This window comes from Bradyrhizobium arachidis, from assembly GCF_015291705.1.
Lineage (GTDB): Bacteria > Pseudomonadota > Alphaproteobacteria > Rhizobiales > Xanthobacteraceae > Bradyrhizobium > Bradyrhizobium arachidis.
This window is the reverse complement of record NZ_CP030050.1, coordinates 5,864,191-5,881,933: the sequence shown is the minus strand read 5'-3', so window position 1 is coordinate 5,881,933 and position 17,743 is coordinate 5,864,191. Positions and strand designations below refer to the sequence as shown.

Here is a 17,743-nt window from a genome sequence, read left to right as displayed (position 1 = left end):
CGTAATGCACGCAAGGATACTGATCTAGATCAAGCCGAAGCGTCCAGCCTGGAGTGAAGAATTAAAAAGGGCAGAGCTATTGCAGAGGAGGATCAGATGATTTCTCGGCGAAATGCTCTTTCTTCTCTCGGATGGGCGACAGCGTTTGGGCTGATCGCGCTTCCTTCGACATTGACGCCGACGGACGCAGAAGCCCAGACGGCCGGCATGGAACGGCGTCAGGATCGGCGTGAAGGGCGACGCGATCGCCGGGAAGACCGACGCGATGCCCGGCAGGATCGCCGTGAAGATCGGCGCGACGCACGCGAGGATCGCCGTGAGAACCGTCTCGGCGGCACCACGACGGGAAGCGCCGGTAGCACAACCGGCACGGTTGGAGCCGCCCCGAAGTAACTTGCCGGGCAGAGCAGACATCATTCTCATAAGGGAAACGATGGATGTGTTGAAGCGTGTGCTGATTGCCGTTTCGACTTTCGTGTGCGCCGGCCTGACGTCTGCCAGTGAGTCCATGCGGAGAAAATGACATGACAAGAAATGCCAAGCTACTTGGTCTGATCGTGACCACCGCACTCTTCGCGGCAGCTCCGTTGTCGCTCCGTTACTCGGTGGCGGAAGGGCCGTCCGTTGCCGTTGACGAAGCGCAAGCGCGAGTCGGAAGGCCTCTAACACCGATGAGCGTAGCTGGGGTCAACCGCAGAGTGCACCGCCGCGCCTATTATGGTGCGGCAGCGGCGGGGGCTGCGGCTTATGGCGCGTATAACTATCGCCGGGCATGCGGATACGCGCCGTATCCGCCCTGCTATTAGCGGGCTCTCGCGAGGCTCGTCGCGTCTCGCGTGACGACGAGCCTCGGTGGGCGGATGCTGCCGGACTCTCGCGCTGCGTGCCAGCAAAATGTTCTCTTAGCGGTCCCCGGGATTTGGCGCTGCGAGCGCGATCCGGCGATCATGTATCAGATTTTCGAGACGATGGGCCGCTACATTCAGCGTGGCTGTATCGAGGCCGGCCTCATCTTCGCTGACCTGGGTGCGCTGGGCAGATAGTACCTTGTCGATCTCGTTCTCGATCTCCAACAGTTCCGTTTCGTTTCCGGCGAGTCTTATTCGTCGCGCCAGTGCATAGAGCGAATCCAGCGCCGGTTCTTTCGGCTTGAGGTCGCCAGATCGCAAAAAGTGCCAGGCCGCCGTGAGCACGGTGGCAAGCGCCCCGAGCCCCATTGGCGCGAGGAAGATGGCGTTGCTCCATTTGTCCAGGAAGGTTTGCTGGTTCCCGTTGTAGAACTCAGCGGCGCCAGGATGAACAGGAAGATAGGCGCCTGTCTCGATATCCGGCGCCTTGAACTGCGCGAGGATCGGCATTTCGGGCAAGACATCTCTGCGAGCGGTCGTCAGCGCCTGAGTGAAGTTGGCAATCAAATCGTTCCCAAGGCTCTTCCTGCCGATCAAATAGAAGGAAACCTGCAACGTGGTGACGTCGTCTTCGGGAACGGGAGGCGATCCACGCAAAGTACCCTTCGGGATGTCGAAGCTTTCGTAAGCGCGCTCTTTCTCAGCAATCGCCCCCGCGTTTTCGATCGGGATCAGGACCGGAGCGGTCTTCGCACTTTGTGGGAATAGCCCACGCACCAGAGACAGGTACTTGTCGCTAAGCGGTATCACGAACAGTGCGGCACGTATCTCTTTGGTTTCAAAGGCTCGACGGACCTGATCGAGTGCGACAGTCTTGAATACAACATTGGAGCGATCGAGGTCATATGCCTTTCTCAGCACGCTGACGATCTTCTGATTGGTGTCGCCCGCGACGACCCCCACTGTCATGCGCTTGAGGCCGGCCATGTCCGTGAGTGGAGAGCCCGGCGGTGCGACAAGCATCGCCACGGCCTGCGCCAGCACGACGATCGCCTGTGCCTGGGAAAGGTCGCCGACATCTCCTCGGACGACTGCAAGGTCTGTCTTTCCAGACGAAAACGCATCCGCAGACTCGATTGGGCCGGTGGTCTCAACCACCTTCAGCCGCACCGGCGCGTTGTTGACGGCGAGCCTGCTCGCGAGCGCCGATACGATTTTGGTGGCATCGCCGTCGAACGAGCCGACTGCGATCGAAAGTGTCACGGGCCGGACGTACCAGCGGTAAGCATACAGGCTCGTACCCCCGACCAGCAACGCCAGCATCAGTAGGATGAGGAGCCGAAGCCATCTCGGCAGATTGGCGCCGGCTAAGCGGATTCGCGACGAATGATCCATGGTGCCTGCGGCCTTTTGCGCTCGACGCAAGACCTTGTTGCCTGAGACGCGCCCAATTGTCGGGCGCGTCCCCCGGCCGCGAACAAAGGCGCGCGAGAGCCGTATCGATTGCGCCCGCTCCAAGTAAATCTTGTCCCGGCTCGCTTGATGCTTTTGATCTAGATCAAAAGTCAAGCCGCGGGCGCGAAGGGCGGACAGAACAGCCAATAGTCCCTGTGCGGCCGGCGCCCTTCGGCAGCAATCGGATGCGAAGAACCCGATGATTATCCGACTAGATCACCCCGGCCAGCCGCAGCGCCACGCCTACGGCGCAACTGCCCGCCAGCACCGTGAGCATTCCCAGCTTGAAGCGGAAGATCGCGGTCGCAGCTGCGATCGACAGCACGAGTGCGGGAATGTCGACGCTCTTCAGCACCGGCATGTCGAAATCCAGTGGGAAGGCGTGCACCGGCACGGTCTCGCTGAACAGCGTGTGCAGCGCGAACCAGATCGAGAGGTTGAGGATGACGCCGACGACGGCGGCGGTGATCGCACCGAGTGCGCCGGCGAGCCCCGTGTTGCCGCGCAGGCGCTCGATATAGGGGGCGCCGACGAAGATCCAGAGGAAGCAGGGCGTGAAAGTGACCCAGGTCGCGAGCAATCCGCCGAGGGTCGCAGCTAACATCGGCGACAGCCCGCTCGGATCGCGATAGGCAGCCATGAAGCCGACGAACTGGAGCACCATGATCAGCGGGCCCGGCGTTGTCTCGGCCATGCCGAGACCGTCGAGCATCTCGTGCGGCTTCAGCCAGTGATAGTGCTCGACCGCCTGCTGGGCGACGTAAGCCAGCACCGCATAGGCGCCGCCGAAAGTCACCAGCGCCATTTTGGAGAAGAACAGCGCGATCTGGCTGAACACGTTGGCCTCGCCAAGGATCAGAAGCAGCGCGATCACCGGCACCAGCCAGAGCGCCAGCCACACCGCGCCGGTCCGGATTGCGCGTCCGGTGTCGGGCCGCACATGCTCGGGTACGGCCTCGCCGAGCATGCTGTCGATCGCGGCGGTGCTGCCACCATGGCCGTGCGCGGCGGGAGCGAATTCGGGTCGGCCGGCTCGTGCACCGATATAGCCGATCAGGCCCGCGGCAATGATGATGATCGGGAAGGGGACCGCGAAGAAGAAGATCGCGATGAAGGCCGCGGCCGCGAGCGCGATCATGATGCGGTTCTTCAGCGCGCGCCTGCCGACGCGCACCACGGCCTCGACGACGATGGCGAGGACGGCGGCTTTCAGGCCGAAGAACAGCGCCTCGACGAAGCTGACATTGCCGAAGGCAGCATAGATGTAGCTGAGGCCCATGATGGCGATGATGCCGGGCAGGATGAACAGTCCGCCCGCCATCAGCCCGCCGGCGGTGCGATGCAAGAGCCAGCCGACATAGGTCGCGAGCTGCTGGGCCTCCGGTCCCGGCAGCAGCATGCAGTAGTTCAGCGCATGCAGGAAACGTCCCTCGGAGATCCAGTTCTTCTCCTCGACCAAGATGCGGTGCATCACCGCGATCTGGCCCGCGGGGCCGCCAAAACTCAAGGACGCGACGCGCAGCCAGACGCGGAAGGCCTCGTTGAAGCTGATGCCGTGACCGGCATCAGCTCCCGTCTGCTTGGCGCGGGTGTCCATTACGCCTTCACCTTGTTGGTCGGCCAATTGTGGGTCTCGGCCGTGGCGTCGCGGCACCAGCGGTAGAAGGCGTCGTAGAGCAGCATGCCGGCCTTGAGCTGTTCGAGGTCGTCGTCATACATCCGCGACAGCCCGAGCGAGGCGGCGAGCAGGCCCGGGGCCTCCGGCGCCAGATCCGGCCGCGCGGTGTCAGCGCCGCGCACCATGGTTGCGAGCCGGAGCAGCGGCGGCGTGGCGATGCCGAACTCCTCGATCATCACATCGAAGGTGCAGAGCTCGCCGCGGTGGCTCCAGAACACGTTCTCGATGTCGAACGGGGCGGCATTGAAGCGCTCGCCGACGGCGACCACCTCGGACGGCGCCACATAGAGGAACACCGCATTGGGATCGACGAAGCGACGGATCAGCCAGGGGCAGGCGATGCGGTCGATCTTCGGCCGTGCCCGCGTCACCCAGACGGTGCGTCCTTTGGCGTCGCGCGGCGGCAGTTTCCGCGTGTCGAGCAGTGGCAGCTTGGCCGCTTTCCAGCCTTCGAAGCCGTCTTCCAGGGTTTCGGCGTCAGCGCCGAGCTGCCTCAGCCAGGCCGCCGTGCCCTGTGCGAGCTTGGCGCCGCGCAGGCAGGAGACGATGGCGGAGCGGCCGGCAAATTCGCCGCCCCATTCCGCAACAGTCTCGTGGCTGAGCTTGATCGAGCCTGGGATCAGCCGCCGGTCGGCGGCGAAATCCTCCTCGGTGCGGACATCGATCAGGACAGGAGCATTGGCCGTGCCAATCAGGCGCGCCAATTTGTCGGACGATATGGTCGTGAAAGTAGACATGTTGATGCGTCCTCGTAGGAACCGAACGGGACGCGATACTTGGGCATGTCGCCTCGTGGGGAGATCGCTCAATCCCCATAGGCTGATTACAGCTAAACTAAACGGAACTGTCAATGCGCGAGGCGATTGGGCCTTAGAAAATTGCTGTCTGCCGGTCTATATTGCTGACTGACTGAGCTGAATTGTCTGGAGAATTCGATGCATTCCCACTCCATTGAACAGTGGACCCACGACCACGCCTTCCTCGGAGAAAAACACGACGAGAACGAGCGGCGCACCTGGTTCGTGGTCGTCCTGACGCTGGTCATGATGGTCGGCGAGATCGTCGCCGGCTCGCTGTTCGGCTCGATGGCGCTGCTCGCCGACGGCTGGCACATGGGCACGCATGCGGCCGCGCTCGGCATTGCGGCCTTCGCCTACCGTTTCGCGCGCCGGCACCTCGGCAATGCGCATTTCACCTTCGGCACCGGCAAGTTCGGCGATCTCGCCGCCTTCGCCAGCGCGATCATCCTTGGCTTGATCGCGGTCGAGATCGCCTATGAGAGCGTGCTGCGGCTGATCACGCCGGTGCCGATCGTCTACGGCGAAGCGATTGCGGTCGCCGCGCTCGGCCTTTGCGTCAACCTCGCCAGCGCGTGGCTGCTGCGCGACAGCCATGATCACCATCATCACGGCCATGATCATGGCCACAGCCATGCGCATCATGACCACGACGATCATGATCATCATCACCACCCTCATCACGACAACAACCTCCGCGCTGCCTATGTCCACGTCATGGCGGATGCCGCAACCTCCGTGCTGGCCATCGGCGCGCTGGTGGTCGCGATGTATTCAGGATGGGTCTGGGCCGATCCGGCCGTCGGCCTGATCGGCAGCGTCGTGATCGCGAGCTGGGCCTTCGGTCTGATCAAGTCGTCAGGGGCGGTGCTGCTCGACGTGCGCGCCGATGAGAAGCTGGAGCGGGTGATCCGCGCGCGCATGGAGGTCGGCGAGGACCGCGTCACCGACCTGCATCTCTGGCAGGTCGGCCCCGGCCATTGCGCCGTGCTGGTCTCGCTGGTGTCGGACAAGCCGAAGCAGCCGGCCGTCTACAAGAAGCGGCTCGCCGGGTTGAAGCGGCTCAGCCACATCACGGTCGAGGTCGAGACCTGCCCACATTGACGTGATCCGCGCGAGCGGAATTCAGCGGTGCGGCCGGGGTTGATCCTCGGTCGCAGCCCCTGCAGGGCGCTTGCCAAGGAGGGACCAAGGATGATGCCCAGACTCAAGCTCGCTCTCGTCGTTGCCACGCTCGCCTTGTCAAGCCAGGCAGCTGTCGCGCAGACCGGCGTCGAAAAGCTCTACGTCCTCAATTGCGGCGAGGGGACAGCCGGCGACATCTCGCGCTGGACGCCCGGCCTCAACGAAGGCAAGTCGATGGACTTCGTCGACAGCTGCTATCTGATCAAGCACGCCAAGGGCTGGTTCCTGTGGGACACCGGCATCGCAGACTCCGTTGCGGCCATGCCGAACGGCCTTGCGCCTGCCGATCCCAAGGCCGTGACCTGGCGTCGGCCGAAGACGCTTGCTGCGCAGCTCGAACAGCTCGGCCTCAAGCCTGACGACATCAAGGCGATGGCGGTCTCGCACACGCATCCCGACCATATCGGCAATGTCGAGCTGTTCCCGCAGGCGACGCTCTACGTCCAGAAGGCTGAATATGACTGGCCCGGCGCCAACAACGAGCCGCGGTTCAAGCCGTCGCATCCCGTCGAGGTGCTGACGGGCGACAAGGATGTGTTCGGCGACGGCAGCGTGACCATTCTGTCGACACCCGGTCATACGCCGGGACATCAGTCGCTGCTGGTGAGGCTGCCGAAGACCGGCGCGGTGGTGCTCTCCGGCGACGCCGTCCATTTCAAAGACAATTGGGACAACCGCCGCGTCCCCAGCATGAACGCCAACAAGGAGATGAGCGCGGCCTCGATGCAGAAGATCGCCGACACGCTCGACAAGGAGAAGGCGCAGCTCTGGATCAACCACGACAAGGTCCAGCGCGACGGTCAGAAGATGGCGCCGGAGTTTTACGACTGACGTGCGCCACGCTCCTGCTGCCATGACGTTGGCAGCAGGAATGTGCTAGCCGCCTCCGCGAAGCTCCGAAACAGGAGACGAAGCGTGGGCGAGTGGTTTGGGGTTGCGATCGCGCTTGTCTCGAGCAGCATCGGCGGCACCGCCGCGGCGATCACACGCTATCTGGTCGGCGGGGCCGATCCCATCCTGCTTGCGATCCTGCGCTGGGGCATCGGCTTTCTCTGCCTCCTGCCGTGTGCGCTTGTGCTCCGTGTGCGCTGGCCGCCGCGCGCCGATTGGCCTTCCGTGGCGCTGCTCGGCATCTGCTTCTTCGGCCTGTTCTTCATCCTCTACAACATCGCGGTGTCCTATACGACCGCCGCCCGCGCCAGCCTGGCGCTGGCGACGCTGCCGCTCCACACCATGGTGGTCGGTGCGATCCTGGGCGTGGAGCGGCTGACGGTGCGCAAGATCACGGGCGTTGCCATCGCCGTGCTCGGCGTGACAGCGGCCTTGGCCGCGGGCCTCGCGCAGAGCCCGCCGGGGGCCTGGCGCGGCGAGTTGATCATGACCGGGGCGGTGTTCTGCATGGCATTCTACAACGTGCTGTCACGGCCGCTGATGCAACGCTCCAGCGCGCTCGGCTTTCTCACGGTCGGCATGGGCGCGGGCGCCCTCGTGCTGGTGCTGGCAGGCCTTGTGAAGGGCAGTTTTGCAGCACTCGATCACTTCACGACGGGACAGTGGATCGCCGGCATCTATCTGGGGATCGGCGGCGGCGCGCTCGCCTTCATCCTCTGGGTCATGGCGCTGGCGCGGGCGACGCCGACCCGGGTCGCCAATACCATGACAGTCAATCCGATCGCCGCTGCATTGCTGGCGGCGCTGCTGATCGGCGAGCCGATCACGCCCAATCTTCTGGTCGGGCTGATCGCCGTGTTCGCCGGCATCTGGATCGCGACCAGCGAGGCGAAGAAAGCCTAGCTCCGGGGCGCGGCGCGGATCAGGAACAACGCCGCCAGTGCCGACAGGCTGAGCGCGGAGGAAACGATCAGCACCTTGGCGCCCATGACGTCGATCAAGAGGCCAAAGGCCAGCGGCGCCACCGCCTGCGCCATCCGCGCCGGAGCCCCGATGATGCCGAGGCGGTAGCCGAAGTCCTTGGGGCCGAAGATCGACAGCGGCAGCGTGCCGCGGGCAATCGTCAGGATGCCGTTGCCCGAGCCGTGGAGCAGCGCAAAGGCGCTTGCGGCGGCGCCTCCGAAGATGGCCACCACGGCCGCTCCGATCGGATGGGTGAGGCAGGCAAGCCGCGTCGACCACAGCGGATGGAAACGGCTGAGGAAGCCGGCTTCGAGGACGCGCGCGGCCACCTGGGCCGGACCGATCAGCGCACCGGCCGCGATCGCCTCGACATGCGTCGCGCCGGTTGCTTCCACGATGCGCGGGAAATGCACGGCCATCGCACCGGTGACGGTCCAGGCCGCGGCGAAGACGAAGGCGAGCAGGATCATGGTGCGGTCGAGCGGCACATGCGGCTTTTCCGCAGTCGCGGCCGCCTGCCTCGCGCCCTTGATCGACGGCAGCATGAAGAAGTTGAGGGGAAGGCCGATCAGGATGTTGGCGGCGGCCCAGGCAAAACAGGTCTCGCGCCAGCCGATATGGGCGAGGCCCCAGGCGGTGAGGGGCCAGCCGACGGTGGAGGCGAAGCCCGCCATCAGCGTGATGCCGGTGATCGAGCCGCGGGCTTCCGTGCCGTAGATGCGGCCGAGCGCGGCGAAGGCTGCGTCGTAAAGTCCCATCGCCATGCCGATGCCGAGCACGAGCCAGGCGAACGCCATCACCGCGACCGATTGCGAGAGGCCGAGCAGGACGAGGCCGGCGGCGATGGTCAGGTTGGAGGCCGACAGCACCTGCCGTCCGCCGACCAGATCGATCTGCCGCCCGATGCGCGGGCCGAGCATGGCTGAGATCACCAGCGAGGCAGAGAAAGCGCCGAAGACCCAGTTGGAGGAGACGCCGAGGTCGCGCGCCATGGGATCGGCGAGCAGCGCCGGCAGATAATAGCTAGAGGCCCAGGCCAGGGTCTGCGTGGTGCCGAGCGCCAGGATGATCGGAAGCTGGCGCTGGCTCATCCTCGCGCACTTCCGATTCTGGCCGACGAAATCATCATGTGAGGCATTTGCCGCCCGCCTCGCGCGCGCGTCAACCACGGCAGCGGCATGTTCGACCTGCAAGGGACGGGAGCCTTGCGCACGGACTGCGCGTGGTTTCCGCCTTTCGCTCGTCACGAATGCACGCCATAATGGCGTATGCAACTCACCTCCCGCCTTGCGCTGATGAACTGGCTGACCGGCCAGGGGCTCACCGGCCTGCCCGAAATCGACCTGCTCCGCGGCTTCTGCGAGCGCTGTCGCGCGGAAGGCCTGGAACTGTCGCGCGGGATGGTCGTCATCGACACGCTGCATCCGATCTACGAGGGCCGCGGCTTTCGCTGGAGCGACCGCCCCAGCAACGAGAGCGACGCCTTCGAATACGGCTCGACCGCCGAGGGCGACGCGGCCAGGAGCTGGCGCCGCTCGGTGTTCTTCCACATGCTCGAGCAGGGCCACGACGAGATGGTGATCGATCTCGCCGATGCCCCCTCGATGGATTTCTCGCAGATCGGCGAGCTCGCCGAGAAGGGCCACAAGCACTATCTCGCCTTCGTGCATCGCTTCGGCGAGAACGGCGCGCTCGGCCTGATGGACTGCCTTTATTCTTGCTGGACCACGCGCCGCGCGGAAGGCTTTGGCGAACAGGGGTTGGAGGCCCTGCGCGATCTCGTGCCGGTGCTGGGGCTCGCGATCAAGTCGGCGCAGCAGGTCGACATCGCACGCACGCTCGGGCGGGTCTATCTCGGCCGCGATGCCTCCGAACAGGTCTTGCGCGGACGCATCTCGCGCGGCGTCACCGAGCGCATCAACGCCGTGCTGTGGTATTCGGATTTGCGCGGCTCGACCGGGATCAGCGAGAGCATTGGTCCGGATGAGATCATCCCGTTCCTCAACGACTACGCCCAGGCCGTGATCGACGCGATCCATGACGCCGGCGGCGACGTCCTGAAGCTGATCGGCGACGGCGTGCTCGCGATGTTCACCGGCGAGGACATGGCGGATGCCCGCCGCGCGGCGCTCCGGGCCGAGCACCTCTTTCGCAAGAATGTCGCGGCGCTGAACGTGCGTCGCACTGCCGACGGCCGTCCCACCACGTCGGCCTATATCGGCCTGCATGTCGGCGAGGTCTTCTACGGCAATATCGGCAGCGAGGACCGGCTCGACTTCACCGTGGTCGGCCCCACCGTGAACGAGGTCAGCCGCATCGCCTCGATGAGCCGCTCGGTCGACCGCGAGCTGCTGGCTTCAGCGGAATTCTACAAGGGCCTCGACGCCGCGGGCCGGCGCTACCTCGTCTCCACCGGCCGATACGCCCTGCGCGGCATCGGCCGCGCGCAGGATCTCTACACGCTCGATCCGGAAGTCGATGCGAGCGAGCCGGTGGCTGGGAGTTACGAGCGGTACCTGGCGAATTAGCTCTCTGTCGTCCCTGCGAAAGCAGGGACCCATACCGCGTGACCTATCAAATGCGTACGGTGCTAGTTCCAACAAATTGCTTTGTAACTGTGAGCCTCCGTCAAACTTCTTCCTGTGATTATGGGTCCCCGCGTTCGCGGGGACGACGATCGAGATTGTTGCATCGGCGACGTCCTAGCACCTCGCCACAGCCTCATCCCCCACCATGCTCGGCTGCCGATCCAGCGCCACCGCGGGCGAGAGCCAAATGATCAGCGCCTGCACGCCGAACACGGCCGCCGCGAGATACAGGCACGCTTCCGCACTCCAGAGACCGCCGACGATCGCGCCCAGTGCCGAGCCCAGCGGGCGGGCGCCGTAGCTCATGATGTTGATGGCGGAGACGCGCCCCAAAAGGCGTGGCGGCGTCACCGACTGGCGCAGCGTCGTGGTCGAGATCACCCACAGGATCGGCCCGACCCCGAGCAGGAAGAAGCTGAGACCTGCGAGCCAGGGCGAGGGGACCAGCACCGTCAGCGCCATCACGACGGCGGCGACGAAGCCGGTGACCGGGCCGAGGCCGACCACGGTACCGAACGCGATGCGCTGCATCACGCGCGTGGCAAACAGCGCGCCGATCACCATGCCGACGCCGTACATGGTCAGCACGGTGCCGACGCCGGCGGCGGTCAGGCCGAGATGGCGCACGGCGTAAGGAACGAACACGGCGATTTGCAGGAACCAGCCGGTGTTGAAGATGAACTGGGTGATGAACACCGGCCGCAGCAGCGGATGGTGAAACACGAAGGCTGCGCCTTCGCGGATGTCCTGGAACGGATGCCGCCGGGGGGCGGGCGTACGCGCGGGCTCGTAGATGCCGGAGAGCAGCACGACCGCGATCGCCGAGAGCGCCGCGGCAAAGGCGAAGGCCGGGCTCGCGCCCCACCATCCCACCAGCGCGCCGCCGAGCGCAGGTCCGCTGGCGAAGGCAATGGTGCGCGCAAGCTCGATCCGGGCATTGGCTGCCGGCAAGAGGTCCGCGCTCACCAGCGAGGGCACTAACGCCGGCGCAGCCACGCTGTAGACGACGGTGCCGCACACCGCGGCAAAGCCGAGCAGCGCCAGCAGCGGCAGATTGAGCGCGCCGAGCGCGAGCAGCAGCACGATCGCTGCGAGCGCGGCGGCCCGCAGCGCCTCGGCGCCCGCCATCAGCGAGCGGCGGGAGATGCGGTCGGCGAGCAGGCCGGCGGGAATGGCGAACAGGACGAAGGGCAGGGTGAGGGCGGTCTGGAGGAGGCCGGTCTGGCCCTCAGCCACGCCCAACGTCAGCACCGCGACGATGGGGGCCGCGGCCAGCGCGATCTGCTCGGCCGACTGAGCCGCGAGATTGGACCAGGCGAGGCGGTTGAAGGTGTCGGGGAGGCGGGGCGGATTTGACATGGCGCATTTCCTGCAAAGTCGGATTGGCGCCAGTATCGGCCTCGACGGCCGGCCAAACCCACCCGCTTCCCGACAAGTCCGGGGCAGCAAGGAGGCTCTGCGGGAACCGATCCGGCTAGATGCAGTTGCAAATGAGTTGCAATAAGCCTCGACTTCGGTATTCTGGCTTCATGGATGCCCGATCGCCTGACCTGAGCTCCGACGCCGCCGGCTGGCGCGCCGATGCGCCCACCACCAAGAGCCTCGCCGAAGTGAATGGCACGGTCGCCATCCCGGCGGCGGCGGCGTGGTGGCGGCGGCTGCTCGCCTTCGTCGGTCCGGGTTATCTGGTCTCGGTCGGCTATATGGACCCCGGCAATTGGGCGACCGACCTCGCCGGTGGTTCCAAGTTCGGCTACACGCTGCTCTCGGTCATTCTGCTCTCGAACCTGATGGCGATCCTGCTGCAGTCGCTGGCGGCGCGGCTCGGCATCGTCACCGACCGCGACCTCGCGCAGGCCTGCCGTGCGACCTATTCGCCGGCCGTGAACTTCCTGCTCTGGCTCGCCTGCGAAGCCGCGATCATCGCCTGCGATCTCGCCGAGGTCATCGGCACCGCGATCGCGCTGAAACTGCTGTTCGGCATTCCCCTGATCGGCGGTGCGCTGCTCGCCGCGCTCGATGCCTTCCTGCTGCTGCTCCTGATGAACCGCGGCTTCCGTTTCCTCGAAGCTTTCGTCATGGCGCTGCTCGCGGTGATCGCGGTCTGCTTCGCGGTCCAGATCGTCGCCGCTGCCCCGCCGGTCGCGGACGTGCTGCACGGCTTCGTGCCAAAGACCGAGATCTTCACCAATTCGGAGATGCTCTACATCGCGATCGGCATCATCGGCGCTACCGTGATGCCGCATAATCTCTATCTGCACTCCTCGATCGTGCAGACGCGCGCCTACGAGCGCAACGACACCGGCCGCCGCGAAGCGATCAAATGGGCGACGACGGACTCGACCATCGCCCTGATGCTGGCGCTGTTCATCAACGCCGCGATCCTCGTCGTCGCAGCTGCGACCTTCCACAAGAGCGGCCATTCCGACGTCGCCGAGATCGGCCAGGCCTTCGAGCTGCTCTCGCCCTTGCTCGGCCTCGGCATCGCCTCGACGCTGTTTGCGGTGGCGCTGCTCGCCTCCGGCCTCAACTCGACGGTGACCGCGACGCTCGCCGGCCAGATCGTGATGGAAGGCTTTCTCGACCTGCGCCTGCCGAGCTGGGCGCGCCGCCTGCTCACACGCGGCATCGCCATCATTCCGGTGATCATCGTCACCGCGATCTATGGCGAGCGCGGCACGGCCGATCTGCTGGTCTTCAGCCAGGTCGTGCTGTCGATGCAGCTGCCCTTCGCCGTCATCCCGCTGGTCCGCTTCGTCTCCGACCGCCGCAAGATGGGCAAGTTCGCGATACCGATGTCAGTTGCCGCCGTCGCATGGATCGTCGCGGGCGTGATCGTGGTTTTGAATGTGAAGCTGCTGGTGGATACGTTGTTTGGGTGAGAAGCGCGAATGGCGAGTGGCGAATGCAGTTCTAATCGCTATTCGCCACTCATCATTCGCCGCTCAATCCTGCGGCTCGGACGCCATATCGCCCTGTGCGTCGATGCGCAGCCAGCCTGACGGCGCGAGGCGCTGCTGCGGCAGGAAGCGGGCCTTGTAGTCCATCTTCTTGGAGCCCTCGATCCAATAGCCGAGATAGACGTAGGGCAAGCCTTGCCGGCGGGCGCGGGCGATGTGGTCGAGGATCATGAAGGTGCCCATCGAGCGACTGACCTGGCTCGGGTCGAAGAACGAATAGACCATCGACAGGCCGTCGCTGAGCACATCGGTGAGCGCGACCGCGATCAGCTCCTCGCCGCGGCCGGTGATGCCACTGTCGGGGCCGCGCTTGCGGTATTCGATGATACGGGTCTCGACATGGCTGTCCTCGACCATCATGGCGTAGTCGAGCACGGTCATGTCGGCCATGCCGCCATGGCGGTGGCGGGCATCGAGATAGGCGCGGAACACCGAATATTGCTCGGAGGTCGGCACCGCGCTGCGCTGCTCGCCGACGATGTCGGCGTTGCGCGCGAGCACCTTGCGGAAGTTGCGGGACGGACGGAACTCGTTGGCAACGACCCGGACCGAGACGCAGGCGCGGCACTGGTCGCAGGCCGGGCGGTAGGCGATCGACTGGCTGCGGCGGAACCCGCCATGGGTCAGAAGGTCGTTGAGGTCGCCGGCGCGGTCACCCACGAGGTGCGTGAACACCTTGCGCTCATGCCGGCCCGGCAGATAGGGGCAGGGCGACGGCGCCGTGAGGTAGAATTGCGGGGTATCGCGCGAGTGCTGGGTCAAGGGACGTCGTGGGCCTCCGAACTGAACATAAGCATCGCGCTACGGAAGTCCCTGGTCAATTGGCCTGCTCGGCAGATCAGATCAGGCAGCTTAGTGGATCCGGGTTGATAGGTCGTTGATCACCGGGCTCTCAGTAGGTCCTGGCTGCCTGCGGCAGAGGGGCGCGCACGGAATTGTTGATGACGACCGTTCCCAGCACGAAATCGTGCAGGAGGCGACGGCGGCCGTTGAACAGGCCGACCAGCACCACGAAGGGCGTCAGGAACGAGACCGTCACCCAGAACAGCACGGCATGGGTGGCGCCGAGCACGAAATAGCCGGGCGCCCCGTACCAGGTGCGCAGCTCCAGATCCATCAGGCGCATGCCGATCGTTGCGGACGAGGGACCGCCGATGCAGGCGCCATAATAGACGATGGCCCAGACCACGGAGGCCGGCCAGGCGATCCCGAACAGCAGGAAGCCGACGCCGAGCGTGACCACGCCGAACACGAAAATGAAGATGTAGCCGAGGATCACCGGCACCGAGATGATGACGAGGTCGATCAGGAAGGCGAACGCCCGCCGCGTCGCAACGCCGCGGAATAGTTCCGGATGCAGGTCAGGGTCATAGGCATGCGGCTGCATCGCGCCGTCATTGCGCCAGGCGCCTGAACTACCCGAGTCATACGACATGATCCGTCCTCCGGAGGAAAACCCTCGGGGCAGGACATGGGAACAGGCCATCCCCGTGCCAAGGGCGCGAGGGTGTCAACAAGCCGAAATATTCCGGCGATTCGGGGGCGGTGCGGTTACCGTTGTCATTCGGGGGCAGTCCGCAGGACCGAACCCGGAATCTCGAGATTCTCAGGTGCGCAATTGCGCACCATAGTTCGATGCTGACGCATCGCCCCGGAATGACGGCGTCGCTCTTACGCCTGCGCCCGCAGCTTCTCCGCCACCTTCGGCGCAAAATAGCTGAGCACGCCGTCGGCGCCGGCACGCTTGAACGCCAAGAGGCTCTCCATCATCGCGCGCTCGCCGTCGAGCCAGCCGTTGCCGCTTGCTGCCGCGATCATCGCGTATTCGCCGGAGACCTGGTAGGCGAAGGTCGGCATCGCAAACGTGTCCTTCACGCGGCGGACCACGTCGAGATAGGGCATGCCGGGCTTCACCATCACCATGTCGGCACCCTCGGCGATGTCGAGCTCGACCTCGCGCAGCGCCTCGTCGGTGTTGGCGCTGTCCATCTGATAGGTGCGCTTGTCGCCGGTGAGTGTCTTGGCCGAGCCGATGGCGTCGCGGAACGGGCCGTAGAAGGCGGACGCGTATTTTGCGGCATAGGCCATGATCTGCACGTCGAGCAGCCCGGCGCGATCGAGCCCCTCGCGGATCGCCGCGACACGGCCGTCCATCATGTCGGACGGCGCGATGATGTCGCAGCCGGCCTCGGCCTGCACCAGCGCCTGGCGCACCAGCACGGCGACCGTCTCGTCGTTCAGGATCTTGCCGTCGGAGATCAGGCCGTCATGGCCGTGGCTGGTGAAGGGATCGAGTGCGACATCGCAAAGGATGCCGATCTCAGGAAACTCCTTCTTGATGGCGCGCACCGCCTGGCAGACCAGATTGTCCGGATTGGTCGCTTCCGAACCTTCCTCGTCGCGCAAGGACGGGTCGGTGTAGGGAAACAGTGCGAGGCAGGGGATGGTGAGCTTCATCGCCCGCTCGGCCTCGCGCACGGCCTGGTCGACGCTGAGGCGGTCGACGCCCGGCATCGAGGCGATCTGCTCGCGCTTGTTGTTGCCGTCGATCAGGAACAGCGGCCAGATCAGATCGTCCGTGGTGAGCACGTTCTCGCGCACCATCCGCCGGGCCCATTCGGCCTTGCGGTTGCGGCGCGGGCGGACCGTCAGATCGAGGGCATGGGGCACCGCGGTACCGGTCCCGCGCGACACCTCGCGCAATTCGATCGGACGTCCGTATTTGATCGCCATCACTCTTCCTCCGGCTGGAATTATTCTTATACCAGCTCGCATGGTTCCCGCCACCGCGGCTTGACCTGCCGCAAGAGATGGCGGCCGATTGATTTTGCGGGGCAAAGCAGCCAGAAAGGGGCATGTCCGAGATATCCACCCGCGATGCGGCCCGCGACAGCGCCCTTGCAAGGGACGCTGCGCGCGACCATGCGATATCGGTCGCGGCGATCTCCTCCGAGCGGGCTCAGTCCGACGACAATGTCTGGACGCGCCGGCTCGTGCTGTTCCTGCGGGTGATGGCACTGCTCTCGATCCTGAAAGGCCTCTATCATTGGGCCCAGGTGACCGGCTTCGTCGGCGGCGAGGATGAGGCGTTCGAGAACCAGCCGATGGCCTGGCAGGCCGCAACCGTCTACTTCGCGGTGATCGAGCTCGTCGCCGCGGTCGGCCTCTGGCTGGCAACGCCGTGGGGCGCGGTGGTGTGGCTCACCACCGTGGTGTCGATGGCGGTGATCGAGTTGATGTTCCCCGGTATCTACGGCGGCAGCCTGATCGTGGTCGGGGTCGAGGCCTTCATGCTCGCCGCCTATCTCGCGCTCGCCTGGATGGCCGCGCGCGAACGGCCGCCGTAGCGATCGCGTGCGCAGGCTTCGTGTAGGATGGGTAGAGCGAAGCGAAACCCATCGATGCTGTCTCACGACGAGGATGGGTTTCGCTTCGCTCTACCCATCCTACGATCTGTTCAACTCCGGGACACGAGAGCGAAGCTCGCGAAGTCGTGCGCGTTGGTTGACCGCTGGTTGCCTAAAATTCGCGGTAAGTTTTCATTGACCAGTCTGTTCCGCCACAGCTGTTACGCGGCCGTTTCGAAACGGGGCGGGGCTGTTCTGGAATGCGACAGATGTGGCGGACGGAGGGTGAACAAGACCTTGCGAGGGTCAACAGAGGGTTGCGAAAAGTCCTTCTGGCACAGGCTTAATCCGCAATTCACTGTCTTAAATTCATGATCTCTTTATTCTCTTATTTAAGCCGATCTTCAAACGCCCCCCTTAAGTTGCACCTATCAGGCGGGACACAAGTTTCGTCGAATAAGTGTCGATAAAAACGACAACAGGGGAAGTGTCATGATGAAAGCCGTCGCAACTGCGGCAGATACGGCAGAGCGCGTCTCCGGCCAGCAAGGTTCGGTGCAGTCGCTCTATCTGGAAGCTTTGACTCTGGTGGAGCGGCTGCATCGCCGTCTCCTCGACGTCATCAAGGACGAGTTCGATCGCCGCGGCCGCGCGGACATCAATTCGGTGCAGGCGCTCTTGCTCTACAACATCGGCGACAAGGAGCTGACCGCGGGCGAGTTGCGCACGCGCGGCTACTATCTCGGCTCCAACGTCTCCTACAATCTGAAGAAGCTCGTCGAGCTCGGCTTCCTCGATCATCAGCGCTCGCGCGTTGATCGCCGCTCGGTGCGCATCCGCCTGACCCCGCAGGGCCAGGAAGTCCGCCGCATCGTCGACGCGCTCTATCAGAAGCACGTCAAGACGGTCGAGCAGGTCGGTGGCATCTCGGGCGAGGAGTTCTCCACGCTCAACAAGTCGCTGCACCGTCTCGAGCGGTTCTGGACCGACCAGATCCTGTACCGGCTCTGAGTTTTTCCGAGGGATCAAGG

At 64.8% G+C, this 17,743-nt stretch carries 16 protein-coding genes; 7 read left to right on the top strand and 9 right to left on the bottom strand.

What is annotated here, in order from left to right:
* Positions 1-24: 24 nt before the first annotated feature.
* From WN72_RS27510 to WN72_RS27495, 4 genes are all read right to left on the bottom strand, one after another.
* On the bottom strand, positions 25-510 hold the full coding sequence (locus tag WN72_RS27510) for a hypothetical protein (RefSeq protein WP_167380685.1): 486 nt from the start codon (positions 508-510) through the stop codon (positions 25-27).
* A gap of 392 nt (positions 511-902) precedes the next feature.
* Positions 903-2,243 carry a TAXI family TRAP transporter solute-binding subunit gene (locus WN72_RS27505; protein ID WP_092214328.1) on the bottom strand — a complete coding sequence of 447 codons (1,341 nt, stop codon included), beginning with the start codon at positions 2,241-2,243 and terminating at the stop codon, positions 903-905.
* Positions 2,244-2,514: 271 nt separating this feature from the next.
* Positions 2,515-3,900, bottom strand: a complete 1,386-nt coding sequence (gene chrA / locus WN72_RS27500) for a chromate efflux transporter (protein ID WP_092213852.1) — start codon at positions 3,898-3,900, stop codon at positions 2,515-2,517.
* Positions 3,900-4,718: a chromate resistance protein ChrB domain-containing protein gene (locus WN72_RS27495; RefSeq protein ID WP_092213855.1), complete on the bottom strand. Its 819-nt coding sequence runs from the start codon at positions 4,716-4,718 to the stop codon at positions 3,900-3,902. Before WN72_RS27495 ends, chrA begins: the two co-directional genes overlap by 1 nt.
* 198 nt (positions 4,719-4,916) lie before the next feature.
* Between WN72_RS27495 and dmeF the strand changes: the two genes are divergently transcribed.
* From dmeF to WN72_RS27480, 3 genes are all read left to right on the top strand, one after another.
* Positions 4,917-5,882 carry a CDF family Co(II)/Ni(II) efflux transporter DmeF gene (gene dmeF, locus WN72_RS27490; RefSeq protein ID WP_027559588.1) on the top strand — a complete coding sequence of 322 codons (966 nt, stop codon included), beginning with the start codon at positions 4,917-4,919 and terminating at the stop codon, positions 5,880-5,882.
* Positions 5,883-5,972: 90 nt separating this feature from the next.
* A complete protein-coding gene (locus tag WN72_RS27485) occupies positions 5,973-6,794 on the top strand; it encodes an N-acyl homoserine lactonase family protein (protein WP_027559587.1) in 822 nt (273 codons plus the stop codon).
* 84 nt (positions 6,795-6,878) lie between these two features.
* Positions 6,879-7,757 (top strand): DMT family transporter, encoded by an 879-nt coding sequence (locus WN72_RS27480; protein ID WP_092213857.1) that lies wholly within the window; start codon positions 6,879-6,881, stop codon positions 7,755-7,757.
* Here WN72_RS27480 and WN72_RS27475 read toward each other — a convergent pair.
* Positions 7,754-8,908 carry an MFS transporter gene (locus WN72_RS27475; protein ID WP_027559585.1) on the bottom strand — a complete coding sequence of 385 codons (1,155 nt, stop codon included), beginning with the start codon at positions 8,906-8,908 and terminating at the stop codon, positions 7,754-7,756. The two genes, WN72_RS27480 and WN72_RS27475, sit on opposite strands and share 4 nt — an antisense overlap.
* 177 nt (positions 8,909-9,085) lie before the next feature.
* Between WN72_RS27475 and WN72_RS27470 the strand changes: the two genes are divergently transcribed.
* Positions 9,086-10,345, top strand: coding sequence for an adenylate/guanylate cyclase domain-containing protein (locus WN72_RS27470; protein ID WP_027559584.1), 1,260 nt, complete (start codon positions 9,086-9,088; stop codon positions 10,343-10,345).
* Between the two features lie 174 nt (positions 10,346-10,519).
* On the opposite strand, the gene WN72_RS27465 is transcribed toward WN72_RS27470, so the two are convergent.
* The gene (locus WN72_RS27465) at positions 10,520-11,764 is read right to left on the bottom strand and encodes an MFS transporter (protein WP_092213859.1); all 1,245 of its coding nucleotides are present in this window, start codon (positions 11,762-11,764) and stop codon (positions 10,520-10,522) included.
* 170 nt (positions 11,765-11,934) lie between these two features.
* Between WN72_RS27465 and WN72_RS27460 the strand changes: the two genes are divergently transcribed.
* Positions 11,935-13,287, top strand: a complete 1,353-nt coding sequence (locus WN72_RS27460; RefSeq protein WP_092213861.1) for an Nramp family divalent metal transporter — start codon at positions 11,935-11,937, stop codon at positions 13,285-13,287.
* A 63-nt stretch (positions 13,288-13,350) separates the two neighbouring features.
* Here the strand turns inward: WN72_RS27460 and WN72_RS27455 are convergent, their stop codons facing one another.
* From WN72_RS27455 to hemB, 3 genes are all read right to left on the bottom strand, one after another.
* A complete protein-coding gene (locus tag WN72_RS27455) occupies positions 13,351-14,127 on the bottom strand; it encodes an arginyltransferase (RefSeq protein ID WP_027559581.1) in 777 nt (258 codons plus the stop codon).
* A 130-nt stretch (positions 14,128-14,257) separates the two neighbouring features.
* A complete protein-coding gene (locus WN72_RS27450) occupies positions 14,258-14,800 on the bottom strand; it encodes an RDD family protein (RefSeq protein ID WP_027559580.1) in 543 nt (180 codons plus the stop codon).
* Positions 14,801-15,036: 236 nt separating this feature from the next.
* Complete coding sequence (gene hemB, locus WN72_RS27445) at positions 15,037-16,098, bottom strand: porphobilinogen synthase (protein ID WP_027559579.1); 1,062 nt, start codon at positions 16,096-16,098, stop codon at positions 15,037-15,039.
* A gap of 122 nt (positions 16,099-16,220) precedes the next feature.
* Between hemB and WN72_RS27440 the strand changes: the two genes are divergently transcribed.
* A complete protein-coding gene (locus WN72_RS27440; protein WP_027559578.1) occupies positions 16,221-16,712 on the top strand; it encodes a DUF6163 family protein in 492 nt (163 codons plus the stop codon).
* A gap of 492 nt (positions 16,713-17,204) precedes the next feature.
* Positions 17,205-17,723 carry a transcriptional regulator LdtR gene (ldtR, locus tag WN72_RS27435; RefSeq protein ID WP_018320040.1) on the top strand — a complete coding sequence of 173 codons (519 nt, stop codon included), beginning with the start codon at positions 17,205-17,207 and terminating at the stop codon, positions 17,721-17,723.
* Positions 17,724-17,743 lie beyond the last annotated feature (20 nt).